This window comes from Sphingomonas trueperi (genome assembly GCF_040545665.1).
GTDB lineage: Bacteria > Pseudomonadota > Alphaproteobacteria > Sphingomonadales > Sphingomonadaceae > Sphingomonas > Sphingomonas trueperi_B.
In genome coordinates this window covers 15,251-41,944 of record NZ_JBEPMH010000006.1, presented here as the reverse complement: position 1 = coordinate 41,944, position 26,694 = coordinate 15,251, and the positions used below count along the sequence as shown (strand labels likewise).

Sequence of the window (26,694 nt, the reverse complement as noted above, 5' to 3'; positions counted from 1 at the left end):
GGCCATGATGCTGCAACGCACGAGACCAGCAAACGTAACGAACTGTTGCCCGCCAGAGTCAATGCGCCGCCGCCCCGCTCCGGAATGCAGGCGTCGCCTCAGGGCTGCAGGTGCATCGCCTGGTCCATCGGCATCATGTTGGCGTTGAGATTGTCCATGATCCAGATCGATCCGACGACGACGAGCACCACGATGATGATGCCGAAGGCGAGCGCGAGGACGTTGTTGGTGCTGTCCGGCGCGGTGGTGATGTGGAGGAAGAACACCAGATGGATGCCCATCTGCGCCACCGCCAGCACGCACAGCCCGATCGGCACGCCGGGACGCCACAGCGCTCCGGATTCGGCTGCCCAGAAGGAGGTTGCCGTCAGCGCCAGCGCCAGCAGCAGGCCGATGATATAGCCGGCGCTGCCCGAGAGGAAGCTGTCCCGCTCTTCGCCCGGCGCAGCATCGCTGTGGCCGGCATGCGTAGGATGGTCGGTCATAGGCTGGTTCCAAACAGATAGACGATGGTGAAAACGGCGACCCAGACGATGTCGAGGGCGTGCCAGAACAGGCTGAAGCAGAGCAGCTTGCGCTGCACCTTCGGCGCGAACCCGCGGGTGGCGATCTGCGCGGCCAGCGACACCAGCCAGACCAGCCCGGCGGCGACGTGGAAGCCGTGATAGCCGACCAGCGTGAAGAAGGCCGAGAGGAATGCCGATCGCGACGGTCCTGCCCCTTGTGCGATCATGCCGGCGAACTCGCGCAGCTCGATCGAGAGGAAGGCGGCCCCCAGCACGCCGGTGAGCGCGAGCATCAGTTGGGTGAGCCCCACGTTCCGCCGCTTGGCCGCGAGCAAGGCGAGGCCGCAGGTGAAGGTCGAGAAGAGCAGGCAGACCGTCTCGATCCCCACCGTCGTTCGGCTGAACAGCATCTTCGCGGTCGGTCCGCCATCGGTGGCGTGCGCGAGCACCGCATAGGTGGCGAACAGCGCCGAGAACATGATGATGTCGGTCAGCAGGAACACCCAGAAGCCGAAGCCGGCGACGACCGTCTTGTCGGCGGGGCCGCTGTCGCCGACGTCGGTCTCGGCACCCCTATGGCCCAGCTGATGGGGATCGCTTTGCTCCAGGGCGAGTGCGGCATGCGCTGCTTCCTGGCGTGCCGCCGTGACCTCGGCGAGCGCGCTGGTGCGGGTAGCGCGCCGGGCCTGGTCGAGACGGGCGACCTCGGCCGCCGGTATCTCGACCTCGTCCTCGCGGCGCCAGCCGAACCTGGCGAGGGCGACGAACCCTGCCGCCACGCTCAGCACCACCAGCCACCAGATATGCCAGATCAACGCGAAGCCGGCGAAGCTGGCGAAGAAGGCGGTGATCACGCCGATCGGCGAGGGGCGCGGCATTTCGATCGCGTGATAGGCGGGCGCCTCGGCGAGGTGCAGCTGGGCGATGGCGCGCTGCTTGATGCCCCAATAGGCCTCCTCGCCGCGCACGTCGGGGAGCACCGCGAAGTTGAACGCCGGCGGCGGCGAGCTGGTCGACCATTCGAGCGAACGGCCGTCCCAGGGATCGCCGGTCACGTCGCGCAGCGTGTCGCGGTTGCGGATCGAGACGAAGAGCTGGATCGCTTGGCAGAGCACGCCGCACAGGATGACGAGCGCACCGCATGCCGAGGCGATCTCATAGGGCTGCCAGCTCGGGTCGTTGTAATGCTGCATGCGGCGCGTCGCGCCCTGCAGGCCGATCACGTACATCGGCATCCAGGCGAGATAGAAGCCGAAGAACCAGCACCAGAAGGCCGCCTTGCCCCAGCCGTCGTGCAGGCGGAACCCGAACGCCTTGGGGAACCAGTAGCTGTAGCCGGCGAACAGCCCGAACACGACGCCGCTGATGATCACGTGGTGGAAATGGGCGACGAGGAACTGCGAGTTGTGGACGATGAAGTCCACCGGCGGCACCGCGAGGAGCACGCCGGTGAGGCCGCCGGTGACGAAGGTGATCATGAAGCCGACCGTCCACAGCATCGGCACTTCGAACCGCACGCGGCCGCCGACCATGGTGAACAGCCAGTTGAATATCTTCACGCCGGTCGGCACCGCGATGATCATCGTCGCGATGCCGAAAAAGGCGTTTACGTCGGCACCCGCGCCCATCGTGAAGAAATGGTGCAGCCACACCATGCACGACAGGACGCAGATCACCATCGAGGCGGTGACCATCGAGCGATAGCCGAACAGCGGCTTGCTGGAGAAGGTGGAGACGACCTCCGAATAGATGCCGAAGGCGGGAAGCACGAGGGCGTAGACCTCGGGATGGCCCCACATCCACACCAGGTTGACGAACATCATCGTGTTGCCGCCGCCATCGGTGGTGAAGAAGTGAAAGTCGAGATAGCGGTCCAGCGTCAGCATCGCGAGGCAGGCGGTGAGGATCGGGAAGATCGCCAGGATCACCAGGTTCGAGGCCAGCGCGGTCCAGCAGAACACCGGCATGCGCGTATAGGCCATGCCCGGCGCGCGCAGCTTGAGGATCGTCGTCACCAGGTTGACCGCGGACAGCACCGTGCCGACCCCGGTGATCTGCACCGACCATAGATAATAGTCGACGCCCACCCCGGGCGAATATTGCAGCTCGCTGAGCGGCGGATAGCCGAGCCAGCCGGTCCGCGCGAATTCGCCGACGAACAGGCTGACGTTGATCAGCAGCGCGCCCGAAGCGGTCAACCAGAAGCTGATCGAGTTCATCGTCGGAAAGGCGACGTCGCGCACGCCCAGCTGGAGCGGCAGCACGAAGTTCATCATCCCCATCACCAGCGGCATCGCCACGAAGAAGATCATGATCGTGCCATGGGCGGAGAAGATCTGGTTGAAATGCTCGGGCGGGAGGTAGCCCTGGTTGATGCCCGAGGCCATCGCCAAGTGGGTGCGCATCAGCAGCGCGTCGGAAAAGCCGCGCAGCAGCATGATCAGGCCCAGCAGCACATACATAATGCCGACGCGCTTGTGATCGACCGAGGTGATCCATTCGCGCCAGAGAGTGCCCCAATGGCCCTTGGCGGTGATCCAGGCGAGTACTCCCGCGATCACCGCCAGCACGACCGCCGAGGTGATCAGCGGCAGCGGTTCGGTGAACGGAATGGCCCTCCAGGTGAGTTTGCCGAGCATCCGTCAAAAGCCCTTGTTGCTGGCGCCGTGGTGGGCGGCCATGGAATGGGGAGCGACCGCAGCGGTCGCGATCGGCTTGCCGGTGGTGATGCGATCGAACAGCGTCGGATCGACCGTGGCATAGGTGATCGGCGCCACGGCCGAGCTGGGCTTGGCGAGTGCGACATAGCCGGCGGTGTCGAGCGCCGGTCCGGCGGCCCTGGCGGCGGCGATCCAGGCATCGAAGGCGCGGCGCGGCACCGCATCGTAGCGGAAGTGCATGTCCGAGAAGCCGTCGCCGCTGAACTGGGCGGAGAGCCCGTCATAGCTGCCGGCCCGATCCGCGATCAGGTGCAGCTGCGAGACCATGCCGGTCATGGTGTAGATCTGGCCGCCGAGCTGGGGCACGAAGAAGCTGTTCATCACCGTGGCGGAGGTGAGCCGGAAGTGCACCGGCGCGCCCACCGGCACGACGACGCGGTTCACGCTGGCGATGCCCTGCTGCGGATAGATAAACAGCCACTTCCAGTCGAGCGACACCACCTCCACCTCGATCGCCTGCTGCGACGAGGCGAGCGGCCTGGCCGGATCGAGCTGGTGGCAGGCGATCCAGGTGACGCCGCCGAGCAGCAGGATGATCATCGCCGGGATCGACCAGATGATCAGCTCGACCTTGCCCGAATAGGTCCAGGTCGGCCGGTAGCGTGCGCGGGTGTTGCCGGCACGGAACCACCAGGCGACGCAGAGCGTGGCGATCATCACCGGCACGACCACGCACAGCATGATACCCGTAGCGTTGAGCAGCAGCGTCTTCTCGGCGACGCCGACCGGCCCTTGCGGATCCAGCACGCCGCGATTGCACCCGCCGAGGAGCAGCACGAGCGCGCCCGCGCCGGTGCACCGCCACGGGGAGAGGGGATTAGGGGCGCGCGCGGTCATCGCGGTCCGACCCCGGCACGTCGCCTCGACAGGGCGGGCCCTTGCTGCTGTTTCACGTTCACCTCGGCATGTTGAGACGTCCTGTCGCGGACGCGTCTTCGCTTGCCGCGAACGTGACATGGCGGTGCCGGGAGGTATTGATCGGGGTTGGCGCGGGTGGTCTGATGTTGCGGTGCAACGGTGAAGGCTAACGTGCGTACGTGGCGGCCATCACATTCCGGAAGTGGCGCCTCTGCGTTGCGTGGACAGCCTTCCGGACGGTCAAGACAGATGTGACCTGCCCGCGCTCCTCACGTCCAAGGAGCAGCCGGAAAAATTTCCTGATGTAGGGAGATGGTGGACACACTTGGGCTCGAACCAAGGACCCGCTGATTAAGAGTCAGCTGCTCTACCAACTGAGCTATGTGTCCATACCGGAAGGCGTCTGGGCAGAAGAGGAAGTGGTGGACACACTTGGGCTCGAACCAAGGACCCGCTGATTAAGAGTCAGCTGCTCTACCAACTGAGCTATGTGTCCATCCGGCTTCTGCATGGCGCCCTTGGTGGGGCACCGCCGCTTCGGAGGCGCGCCTTTAGCGTCGCCTCGCGCGGCTTGTAAACCCCAAAAATGAAAAAATCACCAGCGCGTCTTGGTGCGGCCGTCGCGGTCGATCGAGAGGAGGATTCCCAGGCACAGCATGAAGGTCATCACCGCGGTGCCGCCGAAGCTGATCAGCGGCAGCGGCACGCCCACCACCGGCGCCAGGCCGATCACCATCGCCATGTTGATCGAGCAATAGAGGAACATCGTGCCGGAGAGCCCCGCCGCGGTCAGCCGCCCGAACCGCGTCTTGGCGCGCATGCCGACGCCGACGCCCCAGGCGATCAGCATCCCGAACGCGACGATCAGGAACACGCCGCCGGCCAGCCCCCATTCCTCCATCATCGTCGCCAGCGCGAAGTCGGTCTGGCCCTCGGGGAGATAGTCGAGGTGGCTCTGCGTGCCCTGCAGGAAGCCCTTGCCGAAGATGCCGCCCGATCCGATCGCGATCTTCGACTGGGTGATGTGATAGCCGGTACCCAGCGGATCGCGCTCGGGATCGAGGAAGATCAGCACGCGGTTGCGCTGGTAATCGTGCAGCACGAAGTTGAAGGCGAGGGGGGCGGCTACCGACACCGCCAGCGCGCCGGCGATGAACAGCCGCAAGGGCACGCCCGCCAGGAACATCACCATGACGCCGCAGCCGGTGATCATCAGCCCGGTGCCGAGATCGGGCTGCATGATGACGAGCAGCGCCGGCACCCCGATCAGCACGCAGGCCGGCCAGATCGCCACGAACTTGCGCGTCTCGCTGGCTGGCAGCATCTCGTAGAAGCGGGCGAGCGCGAGCACGATCATCGGCTTCATCAGCTCGGAGGGCTGGAACTGGAAGCCGCCCAGGCTGATCCAACGCTGGCTGCCGCCCGCCACCTTGCCCAGCGCCTCCACGCCGAGCAGCGCGACCACCAGCGCGCCGTAGATGGGAAGCGACCATTGCGACCAGAACCGCACCGGCACGCGCGACATCGCCAGCGCGACACCGAGGAACAGCAGGAAGCGGATTCCCTGGTTGAACGCCCAGGGCTTGATGCTGCCGCCGGCCGCCGAATAGAGCACGACGAGGCCGAAGCCGCCGATCGCCAGCACCAGGAACAGGATCTTCCAGGGCAGCTGGGCGACCTGCATGGGGACAATGCCATTGCCGGGCCGCGCCATCAGTCGCCCTCCACGCTGCCGGTGGGCGCCACGTCGCGCTTGGTCGAATCGGCGGTGCTGTTGGCGGCCTGGTCGGCAAGGCTGCTTGCCGCTTCCTCGGTATCCTCGGGCGCAGGCGGGGGCGGGGTGGCCTGGGCGGCGCGAAAGGCTGCGGACTGGGCGGCCATCCGCGTCGTGTAGTCGCCGCCCCAGGTGGGCTCGACTTCGGCCAGCGTCTTCATCGCTTGATCGCGATCGAACAGATAGGTCATGATGTCCCGGCCGATCAGCGGCGTGTCGAGATTGCGGACGGTGTGGCCGTTATGCTCGAGCACGATCGCGGCGGCATATTTCGGATTGTCGTGCGGCGCGAAGCACACGAGCAGCGCGTGGTCGCGCATCTTGAACGGCAGCGATCCGTTCTTGAGCACGCCGGTGCGGCGCTCCGCCATGGTGATGCGGCGCACCTGTGCGGTGCCGGTCTTGCCCGCCAGCGCGACGCCCTGCACGTACATCCGCGCCGCCCCGCCGGTGCCGCCGCCGTTGATCACGCCGTACATCGCATCGCGGACGATCGCGAGATCCTCCGGGCTCACCGGCAGCGGCTGGGCGCCCGAGGGGCCGTTCGAGAGCAGCCGCGGTACCAGGATCTTGCCCGAGGCGAGCCGGCTGGCCATCACCGCCAGCTGCAGCGGATTCGCCAGCACATAGCCCTGGCCGATCGAGGCGTTGAGCGAATCCGCCACCGTCCAGGGATGATGGTATTTCTTCAGCTTCCACGCGCTGTCCGGCACGGTGCCATAGCGCTGGGTGGTGAAGGGCATGTCGAACTTCTGGCCCATGCCCAGCATCCGGGCCATGGGCGCGATCGCATCATAGCCGACGCGGCGGACCATCTCGTAGAAATAGATGTCGCAGCTCTGCATGATCGCGTTCTTGAGGTCGAGCGGCCCGTGCCCCCCCTTCTTGTGGCAGTGGAACACGCCGTTGCCCACGCGAAGCGCGCCCGAGCAGACGACACGGTCGTGCGGGCTCACCCCCGCCGCCATCAGCGCCAGGCCGTTCATCGGCTTGACGGTGGAGCCGGGCGGATAGAGTCCCTGCAGCACCTTGTTCATCAAGGGCACGTGATCGTCCTCGGACAGCATCTTCCATTCCAGCTGGCTGATGCCGTCGGAAAAGCTGTTGGGATCATAGGACGGCATCGACACCATCGAGAGGATGTCGCCCGAGGCGACATCGATCACGATCGCCGAGCCCGAATTGGTGCCGAGCCGCCGCGCGACATATTCCTGGAGGCCGGCGTCGATGGTGAGCTTGATGCTCTCCCCGGGCGTGTCCGCGCGGGTTTCCAGCTCGCGCACCGGGCGGCCATGCGCGGTCACCTCGACCCGCTTGGCGCCGGGCTTACCGCGGAGCCGGTGGTCGAGCGTCTTCTCCAGCCCGTCCTTGCCCAGCTTGAACCCGGGGGTGACGAGCAGCGGATCCTTGTCCGCCTTGAACTGCTCGGCCGAGGCGGTGCCGACATAGCCGATCAGATGGCCGACTCCGGCGCCCAGCGGATAGTGCCGCGCATAGCCGCGGGTGGGGGCCACGCCGGGCAGCTCGGGCTGGCGGACCAGCACCGCGGCGAAGCGGTCCCAGTCGAGATTTTCCACCACCTGCACCGGGCGGAAGCCGCCGGCGCGTTTGAGGTCGGTCTCGATCCGGGCGAGATCCTCGGGGGCGAGGTTGAGCAACCGGGTCAGCTCGGCGAGCAGCTTGTCCTTGTCGACGATGCGATCGGGGATCAGGTCGACGCGGAAATCGGTGCGGTTGCTGGCGAGCGGCTTGCCGCTGCGGTCGAGCAGCCAGCCGCGGCGCGGCGGGATCAGCGTGTTGTTGACGCGGTTGCTCTCGGCCTTGAGCTTGTACTGCTCGTTCTCGACCACCGACAGCCAGGCCATGCGCCCGGCCAGCACCATGCCGACGGCACCCTGCGCCGCGCCGAGCACCACCGCGCGGCGGGAGAAGCTGTAGGTCTGGGCTGCTTCGGTGATCCGCACCATGGCTCAGGCCTTCACCACGTCACGGTCGAGCCAGGCGCACAGCCGCGAGGCGAGCGGGAACAGCATCGCCGAGGCGCCTGCCTGGAGCAGCAGCGCGGCGTCAACCTTGGCCGAGATGGGGGACGCGAGGAACCGCCCCGCGATCAGCACGAAGGCGGTCGCGCCCGCGGCAATCAGCCAGTCCTGCCAGAAGTTTCGCCACACGATGCGCGTCTCTAGCACGTCGATGATCAACATGCATGCCATCCACAGGAACATCGCCGAGCCGAAGGGCTGGCCGCTGAGCAGATCGTCGAACAGCCCGAGCGGGGCGGCGACCCACACGCGCAGCGCATCGGGCCGCAGCAGCCGCCAGGCCAGCAGCATCAGCAGGCCGAAGGGCGGCAGGAAGGGCACGGTCGCGATGACCGGCAGGATCGTCACCAGCGAGGCGAGCGCGATCGACAAAGGGGCAAGCCAGCGCGCCCGGGGGCGCGGCGAGGGCACTCCCAGTGGCTGGAGGTCGAGCGCCATCACTTGGCCTTGGGCGTAGCGGCGGGGGTCGGGAAGGCCTGGGGCGGCGGCGCCGGCTCGGGCAGGAACACGCGCAGCACCATCACGAAATCGGCCATGTCGGGGTTGCTCGCGGGCGTGACGACCGAGGAATCGCGGCCGATCGTGCTGACCTTGCCCAGCGGGATGTTGGGCGGGAACACGCCGCCGGTGCCCGAGGTGACGAGCAGGTCGCCCGGCCGGAAGGGATTGGCGGCGGCATTGGCGGCGCGCACGTCGAGCGTACCGTCGCCCTTGCCGGTAACGATGGCGGGCAGCCCGTCGCTCGCGCGGCGGACGGGGATGGTGCTGTCCGGATCGGTGATCAGCAGCACGCGCGAGGCATTGGGACCGGCTTCGACCACCTGGCCGATCAGCCCGTCGCCGTCGCGCACCGGCTGTCCCTGGCCGACGCGCTGCCAGCTGCCGGCGTTGAGCGTGGCGTAGCGGCGGGTGCTGGCGGCGGAGGAATTGACCAGCCGGGCGACGACGATCGTCTCCGGCGTGGCGTCGCGCACCTTGAGCAGCAGCCGCAGCCGCTGGTTCTCGCGCTCGAGCCCCAATGCGCGCTGGAGCGCGGCATGCTCGGCCTCGATCTGGCGCTTGAGCCGCGAATTCTCGCCGCGCACCCCGAAATAGCTGCTGATCGCCGTCGGCACGCTGCCGACGCCGCGCCGCACCATGTCGAGGCCCGAGGAGACCGGGGTGGTAACTTCGGCGACGGTGCTGCGCAGCGCGGCAAACGCATGCGGGTTGTAGCGCGAGACCAGCACCAGCCCGCCGCCGATCAGCAACAGGCCGATCGCCGCCACATAGCTGAAGAACAGCCCATATTGCGCCCGTCGCGAAAACCCCGGGCGCCGATTCCGTGGCGGCGCCATCGCCGTTGGCCTTTCGTCAGACCTGGAGGAGAACGCCGCGGAACATCGGATCCTCGAGCGCGCGGCCGGTGCCCAGCGCCACGCAGGTCAGCGGATCGTCGGCGACGGTGACGGGCAGGCCGGTCTCGTCGCGCAGCACTTCGTCCAGCCCGTGCAGCAGCGCGCCGCCGCCGGTGAGGACGATGCCCTGGTCGACGATGTCGGCGGCCAGTTCCGGCGCGGTGTTCTCCAGCGCGATGCGGACGCCCTCGACGATGGTGTTGACCGGTTCGGACAGCGCCTCGGCGATCTGGCCCTGGTTGATCTGGATTTCCTTGGGCACGCCGTTGACGAGGTCGCGGCCCTTGATGTGGATCGTCTTGCCGATGCCGTCGACCGGCGGCTTGGCGACGCCGACTTCCTGCTTGATCCGCTCGGCGGTGGCTTCGCCGATCAGCAGGTTGTGGTTGCGACGGACGTACGAGACGATCGCCTCGTCCATCTTGTCGCCGCCGACGCGCACGCTGGTCGAATAGGCGAGCCCGCGCAGGCTCAGCACCGCGACTTCGGTGGTGCCGCCGCCGATATCGACGACCATCGAGCCGATCGGCTCGGTCACCGGCATGTCGGCGCCGATCGCGGCGGCCATCGGCTCTTCGATCAGCCACACCTGGCTGGCGCCGGCGTTCGACGCGGCGTCACGGATCGCGCGGCGCTCGACCGAGGTGGAGCCCGACGGCACGCAGATCACGATCTCCGGCCAGCGCATGAAGCGGCGCTGCCCATGCACCTTGCGGATGAAGTGCTTGATCATCTCCTCGGCGACATCGATGTCCGCGATCACGCCGTCGCGCAGCGGGCGAATCGCCTCGATCGAGCCGGGGGTCTTGCCCATCATCAGCTTGGCGTCGTCACCGACGGCCTTGACCTTCTTCACGCCGTTCAGCGTCTCGACCGCGACGACCGACGGCTCGTTGAGCACGATGCCGCGTCCGCGCAGATAAACAACGGTATTCGCAGTACCCAGATCGATCGCCATGTCATGCGACATGAATTTGAAAATGCGGGAGAAAGCCATCTATTGATCCGTCCTGCCGGGTTGGGCGCCCCCCGTCCGGCTGCTCGCACAAATTGTTTGGCCCGAACCCGTTCCGGGACAGAGTTTCCTCCGGCCTGGTGTCTTGCGGATGCGGGTCGCGGGAGGCCGTCGCTTGGGCTACAGCGGATGGCATGTCAATACGCCGCCTGCCCGAACATCTTGTTAACCGTATCGCTGCCGGCGAGGTGGTCGAACGCCCTGCCAGCGCCCTCAAGGAACTCGTTGAAAACGCAATCGACGCAGGCGCTACACGGATCACCGTGAAGCTGGCCGGCGGGGGCATCGAATTGATCGAGGTGATCGACGATGGCTGCGGCATGGCGCCCGCCGAAATGGCGCTCGCACTGGAGCGCCACGCCACCTCCAAGCTGCCGACCGACGATATCGAGCACGTCGCGACGTTGGGTTTCCGCGGCGAGGCGCTGCCCTCGATCGCAAGTGTCGCGCAGCTGACGCTGGAAAGCCGGGTGCGCGGCGCCGAAGGCTGGTCGCTCACGGTAGATAATGGGGCGCGGATCGCCGAAGGACCGGCCGCCTTGCCGCCCGGCACGCGGGTGCGGGTGGAGGCGCTGTTCGGCCGGGTGCCCGCGCGGCGCAAATTCCTGCGCTCGACCCGCGCCGAATATGCCGCCTGTCTAGACGGGATGAAGCGGCTCGCCATGGCGCGGCCCGACATCGCCTTCGCGGTCGAGCATGACGGGCGCCGGGTGCTGAGCGTGCAGGGGGGCGAGAGCCGGCCCGCACGGGTCGCTGCGCTCACCGACCGGGCGCTGCAGGAAAACAGCGTCGCGATCGATTTCGAGCGCGAGGGACTGGTGCTCGGCGGGGTCGCGAGCATTCCCACCTTCAACCGCGGCGTGGCGGACCACCAATATCTGTTCGTCAACGGTCGGCCGGTGAAGGATCGTCTGCTCGTCGGCGCGGTGCGCGGCGCCTATGCCGAGATGCTCGCGCGCGACCGGCACCCGGTGGTGGCGCTGTTCCTCGACGTGCCGCCCGAGGTGGTCGACGTGAACGTGCACCCCGCCAAGACCGAAGTGCGCTTCCGCGATCCGGCGCTGGCGCGGGGGCTGATCGTCAGCGGGCTGCGGCGGGCGCTGGATGCCGCGGGGCATCGCAGCGTGCAGCGGCCGAGCGAGGCGGCGCTGGGCTTGTGGCAGCCGGGGGGCGGGGCCTCCTCTAGCCCATCCTCCTTGGAGGAGGGGTTGGGGTGGAGGGATTCCAGAACGTCGGTTGGTCTCGGTGAGACACAGCCCCACCCCAACCCCTCCCCTGAAGGGGAGGGGCTTGGAAGGTACTCCGGCGCCGTGCGCGACTCCGGCACCTTCTTCGCCGCCGCACCCTACGCCCGGGCCGAGCCCGCGCGCCACGAAGCCCCGCTCGGCACCGATTTTCCGCTCGGCGTCGCCCGCGGGCAGGTCGCCAAGACCTATATCGTCGCGGAGGCGCAGGACGGCCTCGTCCTCGTCGACCAGCACGCCGCGCACGAGCGGCTGGTGCTGGAGCGCATGCGCCGTGCCATGGCCGGCGGCACCGTGCCCAGCCAGGCGCTGCTGCTCGCCGAAGTGGTCGAGCTCGACGAACCCGGTTGCGACCGGCTCGAAGCGCGGGTCGAGGAACTGCGCGCCTTCGGGCTCGAGCTCGAACGCTTCGGCCCGCGCGCGATGCTGGTCCGCGCGGTGCCCGCCGCGCTCGGCACCGGCGACGTCCACGGCCTCGTCACCGATCTCGCCGACGAACTCGCCAGCTTCGACGAGGCGCTGAGCCTCAAGGAGCGGCTCGACCATGTCGCCGCGACCATGGCCTGCCATGGCTCGGTGCGCGCCGGCCGCATCCTCTCGGTCGCCGAGATGAATGCGCTGCTCCGCGAGATGGAGGTCACCCCCCATTCCGGGCAGTGCAACCATGGCCGCCCCACCTGGGTGAAGCTGGCGCATGGCGACATCGAGAAGCTGTTCGGCCGGAAGTGACGGCCGGTCAGCGCTGCTGCAGGGCGTAGCGGAGGCGCACCGGCCGGCCGTCCTTGGTCGCGCTGACGTCGACGACGCAGATATGCTCCATCTTGCTGTGCGGCCCGCAGCCGATCCCGGCGAACTTCAGCTTGGAATCGAACAGCAGGCGGCGGTGGCCGCGATCGGGCACGCCGTCGTCGACGATCATCTGGCGCACCACCTCCTCGGCATTGTCGAAGCCATAGGCGATCGCCTCGCCGACGAAGATATCGCCGCCGCGGCGCTTCACCCGGACGCCGGGATCGCTGCCATCGGCGCCGCGATGCCCCCGTGCGCCGAGCGCGCCCTGTTCGCGGGAAAAGTCCACCGCAGCCAGCGCGAGGATATCGGCCTGGGTGAGCGGCGGCAGCGGCTCCTGCCGTTCGAGAAAGGCGATCGTCTCGTCGACCACCACCGTGCCCTCGCGGGTGAGAATGCCGTTATAGTCGCCCGGCATATAGACGACCGCACCGTCGAAATAGCTGCGATATTCCCGCAACTTCTCGGCATAGGCGCGGGGGTCGGCCCGCGCAGCATTGATCTGGGCGAGGACCGAGTCCTCAAGCGATTGCGCATGCAGCGCCGTCGCTGTGAACAGCGACACGAGAGGCGCGCATATCGCGAACACGCGATACGACATAGGATAAAACCCCAAACCTCCCGGCTCGGGTGTATCTGCACGACTCGTGGATAATCAAGCGTAATAATTGCGTAGGCGAGATGAAAAGGACGGTCTTCGGGACGAGCGGTTAGCGTGTGCGGATCAGCCCTTCCTGAGTCACGCTCGCGACGAGCCGGCCGTCGCGCGCATAGATGCTGCCGCGGTTGAAGCCGCGGGTGTGGCCGGCCCAGGGACTGTCGGTGGCATAGAGCAGCCACTCGTCGAAGCGGAACGGCTCGTGCAGCCACAACGCATGGTCGAGGCTGGCGGTCTGCACCTGGCCGCTCATCCAGCTGACCCCGTGGGGGAGCATGCAGGTACCGAGCAGCGTCATGTCGCTGGCATAGGCGAGCATCGCGCGGTGGAGCGCGGGCTCGTCGGGCAGGGGGGCGACGACGCGGAACCAGCTATATTGCCGCGGCTCGCGCGGCTCGGGCTGGAACCAGTTGCGCGGGTTGACGGGGCGGATCTCGATCGGCCGGGCGCGGAGGAAGAAGCGCTTGAACTTCTCCGGGATCTGGTCGCGGATCTCCTCGCGCAGTTCGGCTTCGGAGCGGAGGTCCTCGGGCGGCGGCACCTCGGGCATCGCGTCCTGGTGGTGCAGGCCTTCGGCGGGCAGCTGGAACGAGGCCGCCATGTTGAGGATCGGCTTGCCCTTCTGCATCGCGATCACGCGCCGATTGGCGAAGCTGCGCCCCTCGAAATCGCGAACCACTCGGTAGAGGATCGGGTAATTCTCGTCCCCGGGCCGCATGAAATAGGCATGGAGCGAATGCGCGACCTTGCCGTCCTCTACCGAGCGCTGCGCCGCCTGCAGCGCCTGGGCGATCACCTGCCCGCCGAACACCCGGCCGACGCCGCCGGGCTGGCGCGCGCCGCGATAGAGATCGGTGTCGAGCGTCTCGACGTCGAGCAGCGCGGTGAGGGCTGCGACCAGGTCTTCGGGGGATTTCGCGTCGGTCATCAGTAGCCGGCCGCCTCCGCCAGCGCATTGGCATGATAGTTGGAATCGCCGAACATCTCGGCGAGCACGCGGGCGCGCTTCATGTAGAAGCCGATGTCATATTCGTCGGTCATGCCGATGCCGCCGTGCATCTGGATACCCTCCTGCACGGCAAGCGTGGTGGCAAGGCCGGTCATCGCCTTGGCGATGGCGACCGCCTCGTCGGCGGGTTCGCCGGCATCGAGCAGCTGCTGCGCCTTGAGCGTCGCGGCGCGGGCGACCTCCATCTCGCTGTAGAGATGCGCGGCGCGGTGCTGAAGCGCCTGAAAGCTGCCGATCAGCGTGCCGAACTGCTTGCGTTCCTTCAGGTACCCGAGCGTCATCTCGCTCGCGCCCGCGCCGACGCCGAGCAGTTCGGCCGAGGCGCCGGCCCCTGCGGCGCGCAGCAGCCGGCCGAGAGGATCGGCACCCGCGTCGATCTCGCCCACCACCGCATCGGCGGTGACTTCGACGCCGTCGAAGGTCGCGTGCGCGGCGAGGCTGGAATCGGCGAGGCGCTCGGGGCGGAGGTCGAGGCCCGCCGCCTTGGGGTCGATCGCGAACAGGGTGATGCCTGCCGCGTCGGTGTCGCTGCCGGCGGTGCGCGCGGTGACGAGGATCAGGTCGGCGGCATGGGCGTGATGGGCGAAGCGCTTGGTGCCGCTCAGGCGGAAGCCGTTGCCCGCGCGCTCGGCCTTGAGCGCCACGGCGCGGCCGAACTTGGGCTTCTCGTCATGCGCGATCGCGATCACCGCTTCGCCCGCCGCGATGCCGGGGAACCAGCGATCGGCATGCGCCGTACCCTTCAGCGCCTCGACCGCGGCGACGGCGGTGGAGAGGAAGGGGGAGGGGGTGAGGTTGCGGCCGATCTCCTCCAGCACCACGCCCGCCTCGACATGGCCGAGGCCCAGGCCGCCCGAGGCTTCGGGGATCAGGATGCCGGTAAGGCCCATCTCGGCGAACTGCTTCCACAGCTCGCGGCTGAAGCCGGTGGGGTCCTTAGCGTCGCGCAAGGACCGGAGGTGGCGGACGGGGGCGTGTTCGGCGACGAAGTCGCGGGCGGTGTCGCGGAGCATCGTCTGTTCGTCGTTGAGGTAGAGCGGCATCGGTATCTCCATCTCCCTCTCCCGCCTGCGGGAGAGGGTTGGGGTGAGGGTGAGTCGGGCGAAGGGCGGGGCCATCCTGCGCCCCACACACCCTCACCCTTCCGCCGCCTTTCGGCGGCTCCCTCCCTCTCCCGCAGGCGGGAGAGGGAATGCCCAGCCCTCAGCCCGGCAGCTCCAGGATCCGCTTCGCGACGATGTTGAGCTGGATCTCGCTCGTCCCGCCCTCGATCGAATTGGCCTTGGTGCGCAGCCAGGCGCGGGGCCTGGCGCCCTTGGCCGAGGCTTCGCTCTCCCATTCCAGCGCATCCGAGCCGCCGGCAGCCATGATCAGCTCGTGGCGCTGCTTGTTCAGCTCGGTGCCGACATATTTCATCATGCTCGGCTGGGCAGGGTGGGCGCGGCCGGCCTTGAGCTCGTCGAGGAAGCGCTCGGACATCGCCGAGAAGGCGCGCATCCGTACCTCGAACAGCGCGATCTGGGCGCGCAGGATCGGATCGGCGAGCCGGCCCTGATCGTCCAGCCCGATCGTCGCGATCGCGCCCTCGATCAGCGGATTGCCGCCCGCCCGGTCGAGGCCCATGCCCGAGATCATCTCGCGCTCATGGCCGAGCAGATATTTGGCGACGTCCCAGCCCTTGTTCTCGTCGTGAACGCGCTGGGACTTGGGCACCTTCACATTGTCGAAGAAGGTTTCGCAGAACGGGGAATAGCCCGAGATCAGCAGGATCGGCTTGGTCGAGACGCCGGGCGAGGCCATGTCGAACAGCACGAAGCTGATGCCGCCCTGCTTGGTCTCCTTGGACGTGCGCACCAGGCAGAAGATCCAGTCGGCCTTGTCGGCATAGCTGGTCCATACCTTCTGGCCGTTGACGACATAATGATCGCCGGCATCCTCGGCCCAGGTCTGGAGGCCCGCTAGGTCGGAGCCGGCATTGGGCTCGGAATAGCCCTGGCACCAGCGGATCTCGCCGCGCGCGATCTTGGGGAGGTGCTCGAGCTTCTGCTCCTCGGTACCGTATTTGAGCAGCGCCGGGCCGAGCATCGAGATGCCGAAGCTGTTGAGCGGCGTGCGCGCGCCCATCCGCTTCATTTCCTCGCGCAGGATCTTGGTTTCGGCCGGGGAAAGCCCGCCGCCGCCATATTGGGTCGGCCAGTCGGGCACGGTCCAGCCGCGTTCGGCCATGCGGTCCATCCAGAGCTTCTGGTCGGGATGCGCCCAGTCGGGATTGCGCCCGCCCCAGACGATGTCCTTCTCGGACCGGATCGGTTCGCGCATCGCGGGCGGGCAGTTCGCCTCCAGCCAGGCGCGGGTTTGCTCACGGAACTGCTCAAGCTGCTCGGTCATCATCCTCTCCTACCGAACCCCTCTCCCGCCTGCGGGAGAGGGAGGGGCCCGCCGCCGATAGGCGGTGGGAGGGTGAGGGTGACGGGTGTTCCGTCTTGCCCTACTCACCCTCACCCTTCCGCGGCCTTGCGGCCGCTCCCTCCCTCTCCCGCAGGCGGGAGAGGGAAAGAAAGGGTCACCGGTTGAACTTCTCGCCCTTTTCCGCCTTCTCGCGGAGCAGCGGGGCGACCTCGAAGCCGTATTTCTCCAGGCCCTCGACGATCTTCTTGAGGCCTTCGGTGTCGGCCCAGAACATCGGCCCGCCGCGGTACGGGGGCCAGCCGTAGCCATAGACCCACACCACATCGATATCGCTCGCCCGCTGGGCCATGCCTTCCGCGAGGATCAGCGCGCCCTCGTTGACCATGGTGTACAGCGTGCGGACGACGATCTCCTCCTCGGTGATGTCGTGGCTCGGCACGTTCAGCTTGCCGCGCCATTCCTCGATCAGCTCGGCGACGCGCGGGCTGTTCGAGGGCTGCCGCTTCTCGTCATAATCGTAGAAGCCGGCGCCCTTCTTCTGCCCCCAGCGCCCTTCGGCGGCGAGCGCGTCGCGGATATTCTCGATGCGGTTGGGGTCGCGGTGCCAGCCGATGTCCACGCCGGCGAGGTCGGCCATCTGGAACGGCCCCATCGGCATGCCGAAGGCGACATGGACCTTGTCGATCTGCTCGGGCGTGGCGCCTTCGAGCAGCATCTTGGTGGCTTCCACCTGGCGCGGCATCAGCATGCGGTTACCGATGAAGCCGTAGCAGACGCCCGCGATCACCGCGACCTTCTTGATCTTCTTGCTGAGAGCCATCGCGGTCGCCAGCACATCGTCGGCGGTCTTGGCGCCGCGGACGATCTCGAGCAGCTTCATGACGTTGGCCGGCGAGAAGAAGTGCAGCCCCATCACGTCCTGCGGGCGGCTGGTGGCGGCGGCGATCTCGTCGATGTTGAGATAGCTGGTGTTCGAGGCGAGGATCGCGCCCGGCTTGGCGATTGTGTCCAGCCGGCCGAACACGTCCTTCTTGACGTCCATGCTCTCATAGACGGCTTCGATGATCAGGTCGCACTCGGCGAGATCGTCAAAGTTCAGCGTGGGCTTGAGGAGGCCCATCGCCTTTTCGACCTGCTCGGCGGTCATCCGGCCCTTGGCGGCGGTCGCCTCATAGTTCTTGCGCATGACGCCCGTGCCGCGGTCGAGCGCGTCCTGCGCCATCTCGACGATGGTCACCGGCACGCCCGCCGAGAGGAAGTTCATGCTGATCCCGCCGCCCATCGTGCCGGCACCGATCACGCCCACGCGGCGAATGTCGCGCAGCTGGATGTCGTCGGCGATGCCGTCGATCTTGGCGGCCTTGCGCTCGGCGAAGAAGATGTGGCGGAGCGCCGCCGACTGCTGCCCCATGATCAGCTTCATGAAACCCATGCGCTCGGCCTGGACGCCCTCGGCATAGGGCTTGCCGGCGGTCTGCTCGATCAGGTCGACGATCGTGTTCGGCGCGTCGAGCCCGCGGAAGCGCTTGGCATTGGCGGCGCGGAACTTGGCGAAGGTCTCCGCATCGACGGTGACCGGGCGCTCGCTGGAGCGCGAGACCGGCTTGCCGATCACCTCGTTCGCAAAGGCGACCGCATCGGCGAGCAGGCTGTCTTCACCAGCAAGGCGGTCGACGAGGCCGGCTTCCTTGGCCTGGGTGGCCGAGATCGGATCGCCCTTGGTCGCCATCTCCAGCGCCACTTCGACGCCCGCGACGCGCGGCATCCGCTGGGTGCCGCCGGCACCGGGGAGGATGCCGAGCTTCACTTCGGGCAGACCGAACTTCGCCGAGGGCACCGCGATGCGATAGTGCGACGCCAGCGCCACCTCGCACCCGCCGCCCAGCGCGGTGCCGTGGACGGCGGCGATCACCGGCTTGTCGAGCGCCTCGATCTGGTCGACCAGCACCGGCAGCGACGGCTCGGCCATCGCCTTGCCGAACTCGGTGATGTCGGCCCCTGCGAAGAAGGTCTTGCCGGCGCAGAGGATGACGACCGCCTGGATGCTGTCGTCGCCCTTGGCTTCCTCGATGCCGGCCTGCAGCCCCTGCCGCACCGCCGCGCCGAGCGCGTTTACCGGCGGATTGTCGGAGGTGAGGATCAGGACAGGGCCCTGACGGCTGGTGGTAATCACGGACATGTATGCGAACTCCTAGTTCGGAAAACCGGCCGTGGCCGGGATGGGGTGAGGGGCGCTCATCGGGTGAGCGCCGAATAGATCATCGTCTTGAGCTCGCGCCGGATCGGGTAGAGCATCGACGGCGAGAATTGCGTCATGAACACCATCGAGAGCCGCTCGACGGGGTCGACGAAGAAGGCGGTCGAGAACATCCCGCCCCAGTAGAATTCGCCGACCGAGCCGGGGATCATCGTCCTGGCCACGTCCATGTTGATCGCGAAGCCCAGGCCGAATCCGACGCCGGCATTGGTCGTCTCGTTGAACAGCCCGCGCGACAGGCTGGCGAGGTCGCGGCCGCCGGGCAGGTGGTTGATCGTCATCAGCTGCACGGTCTTGGGCGAGACCAGCCGCACGCCGTCCAGCTCGCCGCGGTTCAGCATCAGCGTGTTGAAGCGGTGATAGTCGAGCGCGGTCGAGACCAGCCCGCCGCCGCCCGAAAGCAGGCGGGGGAAGCGCGACCAGGCGGAGGCCTCGCCGCGATCGTACAGCACCCGGCCTTCGCCTTCCTGCATCGTCCAGCAGTCGGCGAGGCGGTGGACCTTGTCCTCGGGCACTTGGAAGAAGGTGTCGTGCATGCCGAGGGGGCCGAAGATGCGCTCGGCGAAGAAGCGGTCGAGCGTCGTTCCCGAAAGCCGCTCCACCACCGCGCCCAGCACGTCGGTGGCGACCGAATAAGTCCAGGCCTCGCCGGGGGAGAATTCCAGCGGCAGCGTGCCGAGGGTGGCGACGAACTGGTCGAGCGTCAGGTTGCCGTGCCAGCTCTCGATCCGCCCGGCGCGATAGGCGGCGTCGACCGGGGTGCGCTCCTGGAAGCCATAGGTGAAGCCGGCGGTGTGGCGGAGCAGATCGACCATCCGCATCGGCTGCGCGGTCGGCGTGGTGACGAAAGGTTCGCCATTGCCGCCGCCGGCATAGACGCCGACGCCCTTCAGCTCGGATAGCACATGGTGGACCGGTGTGTCGAGCGCGACCAGCCCTTTCTCCAGCAGCAGCATGAAGGCGAGGCTGGTGATCGGCTTGGTCATCGAGGCGATGCGGAACAGCGTCGATTCGTCGACCGCCGCGCCGCCCTCGCGCGCCGCGCCCTGGTGCGAGAAGTGGACGATCCGCCCGTCGCGCGCGAGCAGCAGCTGCGCGTGCGGCAGCTTGCCGGTGTCGAGATAACGCGTCTTCACAAAGGCATCGATCCGCGCCAGCCGGGCGGCATCGAATCCATGGGCGATCGGGTCGTCGACTTCCATGCTTGGCGGCATACCTCTCGTTCGAATTCGGTTCAATGCACCTTCTGGCGGATGCCCGCTTTCTATTGCCTTGAGCGCGCGGCAAATCAACACTAACGTGGAAAACGGTTGGCCAACGAGCCAAACCCAAAGTTCAGAAAGTCGATGGAGAGCGCTGCCTTGACCCTTGAACCGATCGTGCCCTTGCCCCCCGACTGGCCCAAAGCCCCGCTCGCCGCCGTGGACGCCATGCTCACCGCGCCCGGCGCCAAGTTCGAAATGGACACCGTGGAGATCCGCGGCGTGCCCACACGCGTGTGGAAGAACGCGCCGCCCACCGCCGCGATCCTCGCGCGGCTGGCGCGCGGCTATGGCGACCGGCCCTTCACCATCTACCAGGACGAGCGGGTCAGCTACGAGGCAAACTACCGCGCAACCTGCCATCTTGCCTCGTGGATGCAGGCCAAGGGCGTGGCCAAGGGCGACCGCGTCGCGCTGGCGATGCGCAACCTGCCCGAATGGCCGACGATCTTCTTCGCCGCGGTGAGCATCGGCGCGATCCTGGTGCCGCTCAACGCCTGGTGGACGGGTGCCGAGCTCGAATATGGCATGAAGGATTCGGGCGCCAAGCTGCTGTTCGTCGACGGCGAGCGGCACGAGCGGCTCAAGCATTGCTACGCGGCGCTGCCCGATCTGGAGCAGGTGGTGGTGAGCCGCGCCTGTTCGCCGCTGGAGGGCGATGCGGTCGCGCTGGAGTCGATCCTGGGGCCCTGCAACAGCTGGGCGGCGCTGGCCGACATCGCCTTCCCGGAAGTGGGGATCGCGCCGGACGACGACGTCACGCTCTTCTATACCAGCGGCACCACCGGCAATCCTAAGGGCGCGGTGGGCACGCACCGCAACCTGATGACCAACATCCTCACCGCCGGCTATTCGGTCGCGCGGTCGATGCTGCGCCGGGGCGAGGTGCCGCCGGCCGCGCCGCCCCACAAGGTCGGGCTGCTGGTGATCCCGCTGTTCCACGTCACCGCCTGCAGCGCCGGGCTGATGGCGCTGATCGCGGCGGGCGGCACGGTGGTGTTCATGCGCCGCTGGGAGCCGATCGAGGCGATGGAGATCATCCAGCGCGAGAAGGTCAACCAGACCGGCGGCGTGCCGACGATCGCCTGGCAGCTGCTCGAGCATCCCGAGCGCCACCACTACGACCTGTCGAGCCTGGAGAGCATCTCCTATGGCGGCGCGCCCTCGGCGCCCGAGCTGGTCAAGCGCATCTTCCAGGAGTTCGGCGCGCTCCCCGGCAATGGCTGGGGGATGACCGAGACGATGGCGACGGTGACCCACCACCTGGGCGAGGAATATCTCGCCCGGCCGACCAGCGCAGGGCCGCCGGTGCCGGTCGCCGAGCTCAAGATCATGGATGTCGAGGGCACGCGCGAGCTGCCGGTCGGCGAGGTCGGCGAGCTCTGGGCCAAGGGGCCGATGATCGTGAAGGGATACTGGAACAAGCCCGAGGCGACGGCGGAGACCTTCCGCGACGGCTGGGTGCGCACCGGCGACCTCGCGCGGCTCGATGAGGAGGGGTTCCTCTATGTCGTCGATCGCGCCAAGGACATCATCATCCGCGGCGGCGAGAATATCTACTCCTCGGAAGTGGAGGACGTGCTCTACGCGCATCCGGCGGTGACCGACGCGGCGCTGATCGGCATTCCCCACCGCACACTGGGCGAGGAGCCGGTGGCGGTGGTGCATCTCGCGCCGGGCACCAGCGCAACCGAGGCGGAGCTGCAGGCCTTTGTCCGCGAGCGCATCGCCGCGTTCAAGGTGCCGGTGGCGATCCGCTTCTCGGCCGAGACGCTGCCGAGGAATGCCAACGGCAAGATCCTGAAGAAGGATTTGAAGGCGCTGTTTCTGAGAGACAAGGCGGCGTGAGGCCGTCCATATCCTGTCCCGCCAGGGGGAGGTGGGCCGCGCAGCGGCTCGGAGGGGGAGGACGCCCGCCGGCCGAGAGGTTCGGGCATCCTCCCCCTCCGTCGCCTTCGGCGCCACCCCCCTGGCGGGGGAGGATTGATCCTGCTTGTCCCCTTTCCGCTTCTTGTCCCCCTCCCGCTTGCGGGAGGGGTTAGGGGAGGGCGAGTGAGGGTAGCGGGCGGGACGTCGAAAGGGTGGAAGGCGGCATCAGCCCGCTTCTTCGAGCGCGTGCTCTGCTTCCCGCACACACCCTCCCTCAACCCCTCCCGCAGGCGGGAGGGGGGCATTGCAGGCGGAGATCGAGCCTCAGCCCCTCACGCCAGATGCACCGCCGTCCCCGCCGCTGCGGCCGCCACCGCAATCTCCTCCGGCGGCGCTTGGTCCGTCACCAGGTCGTGCACATCGCCGAACCCCGCGACATGGACGAAGCCCGACTTGTCGAACTTGGTCGCGTCGCACAGCACCGCGACGCGCCGCGCCTGGGGGAGCAGGCTGCGCTTGAACGCGGCTTCGCCCGCGTCGAAATCGAGAAAGCCGCGCACCGGATCGACCGCCCCCATCGACAGCACGGTCAGGTCGGGCGCGAACTGGCGGCAATAGTCGATCGCCTCGCTGCCGAACGCGGCGTGATAGTCGGGATCGACCGCACCGCCCGCCACATAGAGCCGCTGCCCCGCATGGCCGAGCACCTGTGCGGCGATCTCCATGCTGTTGGTGATCACCGTCAGGTCGCGCACATGCCCCAGCGCGCGCGCCAGCCATAAAGTGGTCGTGCCCGAATCGAGCAGCAGCGTCATGCCCGGCCGCACCAGCGCCAACGCGCGCTCGGCGATGCGCTGCTTGGCCTCGGCCTGGTCGCGCAGCCGCTGGCGATAGGGCGGCTCGAGCACGCCGCCCGGCAGGCACACGCCGCCATGGATCTTCTGCACCCGCCCGGCCTGTTCCAGCTGGCGGACGTCGCGGCGGATCGTCTCCTCGGACACGTCGAACCGCTCTGCTAGCTCGCCGATCGACCATTGGCCGCGCTGCTCGAGCAGTTCGAGCAGCGTCGTCAGCCGCGCGGTCTGCGTGGCGCGGGCCGAAGGGGCCCTGACGGGCATGTCCAAGCTTTCCATCCGCACACTGTATCAGCGATACCCGTCCCGGAGAACCCACACGAGAACGTTCAAATCCACACAAAACAACATTCAATGTCACATACGCGTCATGAACCGAACCTAGGCGCCGCTGCGGGGCAGCCAGGGCAGGCCGGCCCCCACACACCACAAGGGAGGGCAATATGGCATTCACCTACCGCGCGGCGCTCGCCGCGCTGGCTGTCGGCGCGAGCTGCATTTCGATGGCCGCGGCAGCGCAGGATACGCCGTCGCAGGACGACGGCGAAATCGTTGTGAACGGTTACATCGCCTCGCTCGCCAAGGCGCGCGAGCTGAAGCGCGACTCGAACATCATGAAGGACGTGATCGTCGCCGAGGACATGGCGAAGTTCCCGGAACTCAACCTGGCCGAATCGATCCAGCGCCTGCCGGGCGTGGCGATCAACCGCGAGGCCGGCGAAGGCCGCCGCATCACCCTGCGCGGCCTCGGCCCCGATTTCACCCGCGTCCAGCTCAACGGCATGGAAGTGCTGGGCAATGTCGACTCGGCGATGGATAGCCGCGGCCAGCGCTCGCGCGATCGCGCCTTCGATTTCAACATCTTCGCCTCCGAGCTGTTCTCGCGCGTCGAGGTGGAGAAGAGCTACCAGGCCTCGCAGGCCGAAGGCGGCATGGCCGGCACCGTCGGCCTGTTCACCGCCAAGCCGCTCGAGCAGAAGCAGGGGCTGACCGGTGCGATCTCCGCCAAACTTGGCACCAACAGCTTCACCAAGGATGCCCAGCCGCGCGTCGCCGCGATGCTCAGCCAGAACTGGGGCGATCGCTTCGGCATCCTCCTTTCGGTCGCCTATTCCAAGCGCAAGACCGAGGAGCAGGGCTACAACACCTATTCTCCGACCCAGCTGAGCGCGAAGCAGATCGCCGGCTATCTCGACAAGGGGCTCGACATCTCGGCGCTCACCGCCGACCAGCAGGCCAAGTTCAAGTCGGGTGACCTGGTGTTCGCCTCGGGCAACCGCCTCTCGGTGTGGGACGCGAAGCAGGAACGCCTCGGCCTGACCCTCGCAACCCAGTGGCGTCCGTCGGACAATTTGCTGTTCACGATCGACGGGCTCCACGGCGAGTTCACCACGCACCGCGACGAATATCACCTGGCGACGCGGCCCGATAACACCTCGGGCTCGGTGATCTTCGATACCGGCTCGAAGATCAATTCGATCCACTGGGACAGCACCAACTTCGTCGATGCGATCAGCGTCGACAAGGCGACCTATGCCAGCGAGCATCGCCGCTCGCTCAACAAGAACAAGTTCAACCAGGTCGCGCTCACCGGCAAGTGGGAAGCCACCGACAGCCTGACCTTCGACGGCCATGTCGGCTATGAGGATTCGAAGTACACCACCCCGTATGACGACAAGCTGTACCTGCGCGCGCAGGGCGGCATGACCACCACCTACGACGCCGACGGTACCGGCGCGACCAACGCCTATCGCTGGAACACCACCGATCCGGCCAACTACACGTTCAAGGAATTCTACTTCCGAGAATTCTGGAACAAGACCAGCCTGAAGGAAGGCGTAGGCAACGCCGCGCTGAAGCTCAATGACGTCTTCACGCTGCGTGCCGGCGGTAGCTATCGCCGCTACGAGACCTCGGGCTCGGAAGTGTACAATGACGGCCAGTTCCATGCGGTCACCGGCACGCCGGTCACCCCCTATGCGGTGGTGTTCAGCCAGAACAAGGCGGCGAGCTGGATCACCGGCGACTATGCCAAGGCGTTCGCGACCTACAACGCCGCGCACACCGTCGCCGGCGCGGTCGATATCGAGAACACCTACAAGGTGATCGAATCCACTACGGCGGGTTATGGCCAGCTCGAGTGGAGCGCACCGCTGGGCGGCATGCGCCTGCGCGGCAATATCGGCCTGCGGGCGTACTTCACCGACCTCGACAGCACCGGCTTCGTCACCAACAGCAACGACACGCCGATCGGCACCAACGTCACCAGTTCGCACTATTCGGGCGTGCTGTCGACGCTCAACGCCACGCTGGAAGTGACGCCGAGCTTCCTGATCCGCGTTGCGGCTGCCAAGAACATCAACCGCCCGGGCCTCAGCTCGGTCGCGGCCTCGGGCAGCGCCAATGCCGACAACGGCAAGATCACCGCGAGCATCGGCAACCCCAACCTCAAGCCGTACAAGGACAATTCGGTCGAAGCCTCGGCCGAGTGGTATTTCGGTAAGATCGGCCTCGTCTCGCTGGGCGTGTTCCACAAGGACATTCGCAACCTCGTGGCCAGCCAGACGCTGCTGAACGTGCCCTACAGCACCACCGGCCTGCCGACCTCGATGGTGCCGGGCGCGACCCCGAGCACGATCGTCGCCGAGTTCACCCAGCCGGTGAACCTCGCCAAGGCCTATGTGACCGGCGTCGAGATGGCTGCGCAGACCAACTTCACCTTCCTGCCCGCGCCGTTCGACAAGCTGGGCATGGCGGCGAACCTGACGCTGCTCGACTCCAATGCGCCGAACAAGGGCGTCGACAGCCCGATCCCGGGCCTGTCGAACACCAACGCCAACGCGACGCTCTATTACGAGACCAAGCGCTGGGGCATCCGCGGCTCGATGAACTATCGTTCGTCGTATCTGCGCACCGCCTATGACGGCAAGAACCCGGCCAGCAAGGACGGCTTCGACGGCACCGTCTATGTCGACGCGGCGGCGTTCTTCAACGTCACTGACCGGGTGCGGCTGACGCTCGATGCGATCAACCTCACCAACGAGACCGAGGTCCAGTATAACAGCATCTATCACCGCCTGCACAACGAGACGCGCAGCGGCACCACCGTCTTCGCCGGAATCGGCGTGAAGTTCTGACGTTCCTCTCCCCGAGGATCCACCTGGCCGGCCTGGGGTTCGCCTCGGGCCAGCTTTTTTATGGGTCAGGCGGCAGGCGGCTCGTCGCCCAGCCAGCCCAGTGCGCGCAGATCGGGCACGCTTGCGCGGGCGACCGGCACCTCGCGGCCGTCGACGAGCCGCAGCTTCCAGTTGCGATCCTGCCGGACCGCGCCGGCCACCGCGCGCCGAGCGACCCACCAGCTGCGATGGACGCGCGCGCCATGGCCCTCCAGCTGCCCGACGGCATCGCGCATCCGGATCAGCACCAGTGCGCTGCCCAGGGCGGTGTGGACGCGGACATAATGGTCCTCGTTCTCGAGGCAGAGGATCGGCCCGCGAAGATGGGGCGGCAACTGGTCGAGCAGGGCGGGCGCGGCCTCTCCCTGCGCGGCATCGACAGTGGCGGTCGGTTGCGGATCGGGAAGTGGCGTGGCCGAGGGGGCAGGGGCGGTGTCGGCGGGAACCGCGCCGCGCCCGGCGAGCAGCTGCACGATCGTTACCGTCGCGCCGACGACCAGCGTCTGCAGATAGGCGCCGGCGAGATCGGAGGCCGTCACCGACCGCCATGCCGGACCGGCGGCCGCGAAGACGAAGATGATGCTCGTCGGGAAGGCGCCGAACACGCAGGCGACCGCAATCGCGACGAGCCGCGACATCCCCGTCTGGCGAGCAAGCGCGCTGCCGGCGGCGATCACCGGGCGGAAAAAGGCATAGCCGGTGACGAGGTATAGCGCCCAATGCAGGAGGCGCGGGCCGAGCGGCGTTGCGTAGGATCCGAACGGCCCGAGCGCCGCCAGCACCAGGATCAGCCCGCCCAGAATCGCGAGCTCCGCGACCAGTCTGCGCCCGGTGATCATGCCGCTTGCCCGTTCA

At 67.4% G+C, this 26,694-nt stretch carries 19 protein-coding genes and 2 tRNA genes; 3 read left to right on the top strand and 18 right to left on the bottom strand.

Translation table 11 applies throughout. The features are described 5' to 3' along the window. Window positions 1–98 precede the first annotated feature (98 nt). The 10 genes from cyoD to ABIC65_RS17675 form a co-directional block, all read right to left on the bottom strand. A complete protein-coding gene (gene cyoD, locus ABIC65_RS17720; RefSeq protein ID WP_354310466.1) occupies window positions 99–485 on the bottom strand; it encodes a cytochrome o ubiquinol oxidase subunit IV in 387 nt (128 codons plus the stop codon). Next, window positions 482–3,145, bottom strand: a complete 2,664-nt coding sequence (gene cyoB, locus ABIC65_RS17715) for a cytochrome o ubiquinol oxidase subunit I (RefSeq protein ID WP_354310465.1) — start codon at window positions 3,143–3,145, stop codon at window positions 482–484. Before cyoB ends, cyoD begins: the two co-directional genes overlap by 4 nt. Before the next feature lie 3 nt (window positions 3,146–3,148). Further along, window positions 3,149–4,063 (bottom strand): ubiquinol oxidase subunit II, encoded by a 915-nt coding sequence (gene cyoA, locus ABIC65_RS17710; protein ID WP_354310463.1) that lies wholly within the window; start codon window positions 4,061–4,063, stop codon window positions 3,149–3,151. A gap of 334 nt (window positions 4,064–4,397) precedes the next feature. Further along, window positions 4,398–4,473 (bottom strand) — tRNA-Lys (locus ABIC65_RS17705). 31 nt (window positions 4,474–4,504) lie between these two features. Beyond that, window positions 4,505–4,580: transfer RNA gene (locus tag ABIC65_RS17700), tRNA-Lys, on the bottom strand. A gap of 99 nt (window positions 4,581–4,679) precedes the next feature. Further along, window positions 4,680–5,798, bottom strand: a complete 1,119-nt coding sequence (gene rodA / locus ABIC65_RS17695; RefSeq protein ID WP_354310462.1) for a rod shape-determining protein RodA — start codon at window positions 5,796–5,798, stop codon at window positions 4,680–4,682. Then, window positions 5,798–7,825, bottom strand: a complete 2,028-nt coding sequence (mrdA, locus tag ABIC65_RS17690; protein ID WP_354310460.1) for a penicillin-binding protein 2 — start codon at window positions 7,823–7,825, stop codon at window positions 5,798–5,800. The genes rodA and mrdA overlap by 1 nt, the downstream gene beginning before the upstream one ends. Window positions 7,826–7,828: 3 nt before the next feature. Further along, a complete protein-coding gene (gene mreD / locus ABIC65_RS17685) occupies window positions 7,829–8,338 on the bottom strand; it encodes a rod shape-determining protein MreD (RefSeq protein ID WP_354310459.1) in 510 nt (169 codons plus the stop codon). Further along, a complete protein-coding gene (gene mreC, locus ABIC65_RS17680) occupies window positions 8,338–9,237 on the bottom strand; it encodes a rod shape-determining protein MreC (RefSeq protein WP_354310458.1) in 900 nt (299 codons plus the stop codon). Before mreC ends, mreD begins: the two co-directional genes overlap by 1 nt. A 16-nt stretch (window positions 9,238–9,253) precedes the next feature. Next, window positions 9,254–10,294, bottom strand: a complete 1,041-nt coding sequence (locus ABIC65_RS17675; protein ID WP_064313791.1) for a rod shape-determining protein — start codon at window positions 10,292–10,294, stop codon at window positions 9,254–9,256. A gap of 152 nt (window positions 10,295–10,446) precedes the next feature. Here ABIC65_RS17675 and mutL point away from each other — a divergent pair, with 152 nt between their 5' ends. Then, entirely contained in the window at window positions 10,447–12,285 is a 1,839-nt protein-coding gene (gene mutL, locus ABIC65_RS17670) for a DNA mismatch repair endonuclease MutL (protein WP_354310456.1), read from the top strand. A gap of 7 nt (window positions 12,286–12,292) precedes the next feature. Here mutL and ABIC65_RS17665 read toward each other — a convergent pair whose 3' ends face one another. The 6 genes from ABIC65_RS17665 to ABIC65_RS17640 form a co-directional block, all read right to left on the bottom strand. Then, window positions 12,293–12,910 (bottom strand): CAP domain-containing protein, encoded by a 618-nt coding sequence (locus ABIC65_RS17665; protein WP_354310455.1) that lies wholly within the window; start codon window positions 12,908–12,910, stop codon window positions 12,293–12,295. Between the two features lie 145 nt (window positions 12,911–13,055). Then, window positions 13,056–13,931 carry an acyl-CoA thioesterase gene (locus ABIC65_RS17660; RefSeq protein ID WP_354310453.1) on the bottom strand — a complete coding sequence of 292 codons (876 nt, stop codon included), beginning with the start codon at window positions 13,929–13,931 and terminating at the stop codon, window positions 13,056–13,058. Further along, window positions 13,931–15,055, bottom strand: a complete 1,125-nt coding sequence (locus ABIC65_RS17655; RefSeq protein WP_354310873.1) for an acyl-CoA dehydrogenase family protein — start codon at window positions 15,053–15,055, stop codon at window positions 13,931–13,933. Before ABIC65_RS17655 ends, ABIC65_RS17660 begins: the two co-directional genes overlap by 1 nt. Before the next feature lie 160 nt (window positions 15,056–15,215). Beyond that, window positions 15,216–16,403, bottom strand: coding sequence for an acyl-CoA dehydrogenase family protein (locus ABIC65_RS17650; protein ID WP_436286746.1), 1,188 nt, complete (start codon window positions 16,401–16,403; stop codon window positions 15,216–15,218). 172 nt (window positions 16,404–16,575) lie between these two features. Beyond that, a complete protein-coding gene (locus ABIC65_RS17645) occupies window positions 16,576–18,600 on the bottom strand; it encodes a 3-hydroxyacyl-CoA dehydrogenase NAD-binding domain-containing protein (protein ID WP_354310449.1) in 2,025 nt (674 codons plus the stop codon). Between the two features lie 56 nt (window positions 18,601–18,656). Beyond that, the gene (locus ABIC65_RS17640; RefSeq protein ID WP_354310448.1) at window positions 18,657–19,880 is read right to left on the bottom strand and encodes a serine hydrolase domain-containing protein; all 1,224 of its coding nucleotides are present in this window, start codon (window positions 19,878–19,880) and stop codon (window positions 18,657–18,659) included. Between the two features lie 159 nt (window positions 19,881–20,039). Here ABIC65_RS17640 and ABIC65_RS17635 point away from each other — a divergent pair, with 159 nt between their 5' ends. Then, a complete protein-coding gene (locus ABIC65_RS17635; protein ID WP_436286745.1) occupies window positions 20,040–21,788 on the top strand; it encodes a class I adenylate-forming enzyme family protein in 1,749 nt (582 codons plus the stop codon). Window positions 21,789–22,141: 353 nt separating this feature from the next. Here the strand turns inward: ABIC65_RS17635 and ABIC65_RS17630 are convergent, their stop codons facing one another. After that, window positions 22,142–22,927 carry a DeoR/GlpR family DNA-binding transcription regulator gene (locus ABIC65_RS17630; protein WP_354310445.1) on the bottom strand — a complete coding sequence of 262 codons (786 nt, stop codon included), beginning with the start codon at window positions 22,925–22,927 and terminating at the stop codon, window positions 22,142–22,144. Between the two features lie 179 nt (window positions 22,928–23,106). On the opposite strand from ABIC65_RS17630, the gene ABIC65_RS17625 reads away from it, so the two are divergent. Then, entirely contained in the window at window positions 23,107–25,800 is a 2,694-nt protein-coding gene (locus ABIC65_RS17625) for a TonB-dependent receptor (protein WP_354310444.1), read from the top strand. Between the two features lie 65 nt (window positions 25,801–25,865). Here the strand turns inward: ABIC65_RS17625 and ABIC65_RS17620 are convergent, their stop codons facing one another. After that, window positions 25,866–26,678, bottom strand: coding sequence for a LytTR family DNA-binding domain-containing protein (locus ABIC65_RS17620; RefSeq protein ID WP_354310442.1), 813 nt, complete (start codon window positions 26,676–26,678; stop codon window positions 25,866–25,868). Window positions 26,679–26,694: the final 16 nt, after the last annotated feature.

Excerpts from the sequence above, each read along its gene's own strand:
- cyoD (WP_354310466.1), bottom strand. The coding sequence starts at position 485 with ATGACCGACCATCCTACGCATGCCGGCCACAGCGATGCTGCGCCGGGC.
- cyoB (WP_354310465.1), bottom strand. The coding sequence starts at position 3,145 with ATGCTCGGCAAACTCACCTGGAGGGCCATTCCGTTCACCGAACCGCTG.
- cyoA (WP_354310463.1), bottom strand. The coding sequence starts at position 4,063 with ATGACCGCGCGCGCCCCTAATCCCCTCTCCCCGTGGCGGTGCACCGGC.
- rodA (WP_354310462.1), bottom strand. The coding sequence starts at position 5,798 with ATGGCGCGGCCCGGCAATGGCATTGTCCCCATGCAGGTCGCCCAGCTG.
- mrdA (WP_354310460.1), bottom strand. The coding sequence starts at position 7,825 with ATGGTGCGGATCACCGAAGCAGCCCAGACCTACAGCTTCTCCCGCCGC.
- mreD (WP_354310459.1), bottom strand. The coding sequence starts at position 8,338 with ATGGCGCTCGACCTCCAGCCACTGGGAGTGCCCTCGCCGCGCCCCCGG.
- mreC (WP_354310458.1), bottom strand. The coding sequence starts at position 9,237 with ATGGCGCCGCCACGGAATCGGCGCCCGGGGTTTTCGCGACGGGCGCAA.
- ABIC65_RS17675 (WP_064313791.1), bottom strand. The coding sequence starts at position 10,294 with ATGGCTTTCTCCCGCATTTTCAAATTCATGTCGCATGACATGGCGATC.
- mutL (WP_354310456.1), top strand. The coding sequence starts at position 10,447 with ATGTCAATACGCCGCCTGCCCGAACATCTTGTTAACCGTATCGCTGCC.
- ABIC65_RS17660 (WP_354310453.1), bottom strand. The coding sequence starts at position 13,931 with ATGACCGACGCGAAATCCCCCGAAGACCTGGTCGCAGCCCTCACCGCG.
- ABIC65_RS17655 (WP_354310873.1), bottom strand. The coding sequence starts at position 15,055 with ATGCCGCTCTACCTCAACGACGAACAGACGATGCTCCGCGACACCGCC.
- ABIC65_RS17650 (WP_436286746.1), bottom strand. The coding sequence starts at position 16,403 with ATGATGACCGAGCAGCTTGAGCAGTTCCGTGAGCAAACCCGCGCCTGG.
- ABIC65_RS17645 (WP_354310449.1), bottom strand. The coding sequence starts at position 18,600 with ATGTCCGTGATTACCACCAGCCGTCAGGGCCCTGTCCTGATCCTCACC.
- ABIC65_RS17640 (WP_354310448.1), bottom strand. The coding sequence starts at position 19,880 with ATGGAAGTCGACGACCCGATCGCCCATGGATTCGATGCCGCCCGGCTG.
- ABIC65_RS17630 (WP_354310445.1), bottom strand. The coding sequence starts at position 22,927 with ATGCCCGTCAGGGCCCCTTCGGCCCGCGCCACGCAGACCGCGCGGCTG.
- ABIC65_RS17625 (WP_354310444.1), top strand. The coding sequence starts at position 23,107 with ATGGCATTCACCTACCGCGCGGCGCTCGCCGCGCTGGCTGTCGGCGCG.
- ABIC65_RS17620 (WP_354310442.1), bottom strand. The coding sequence starts at position 26,678 with ATGATCACCGGGCGCAGACTGGTCGCGGAGCTCGCGATTCTGGGCGGG.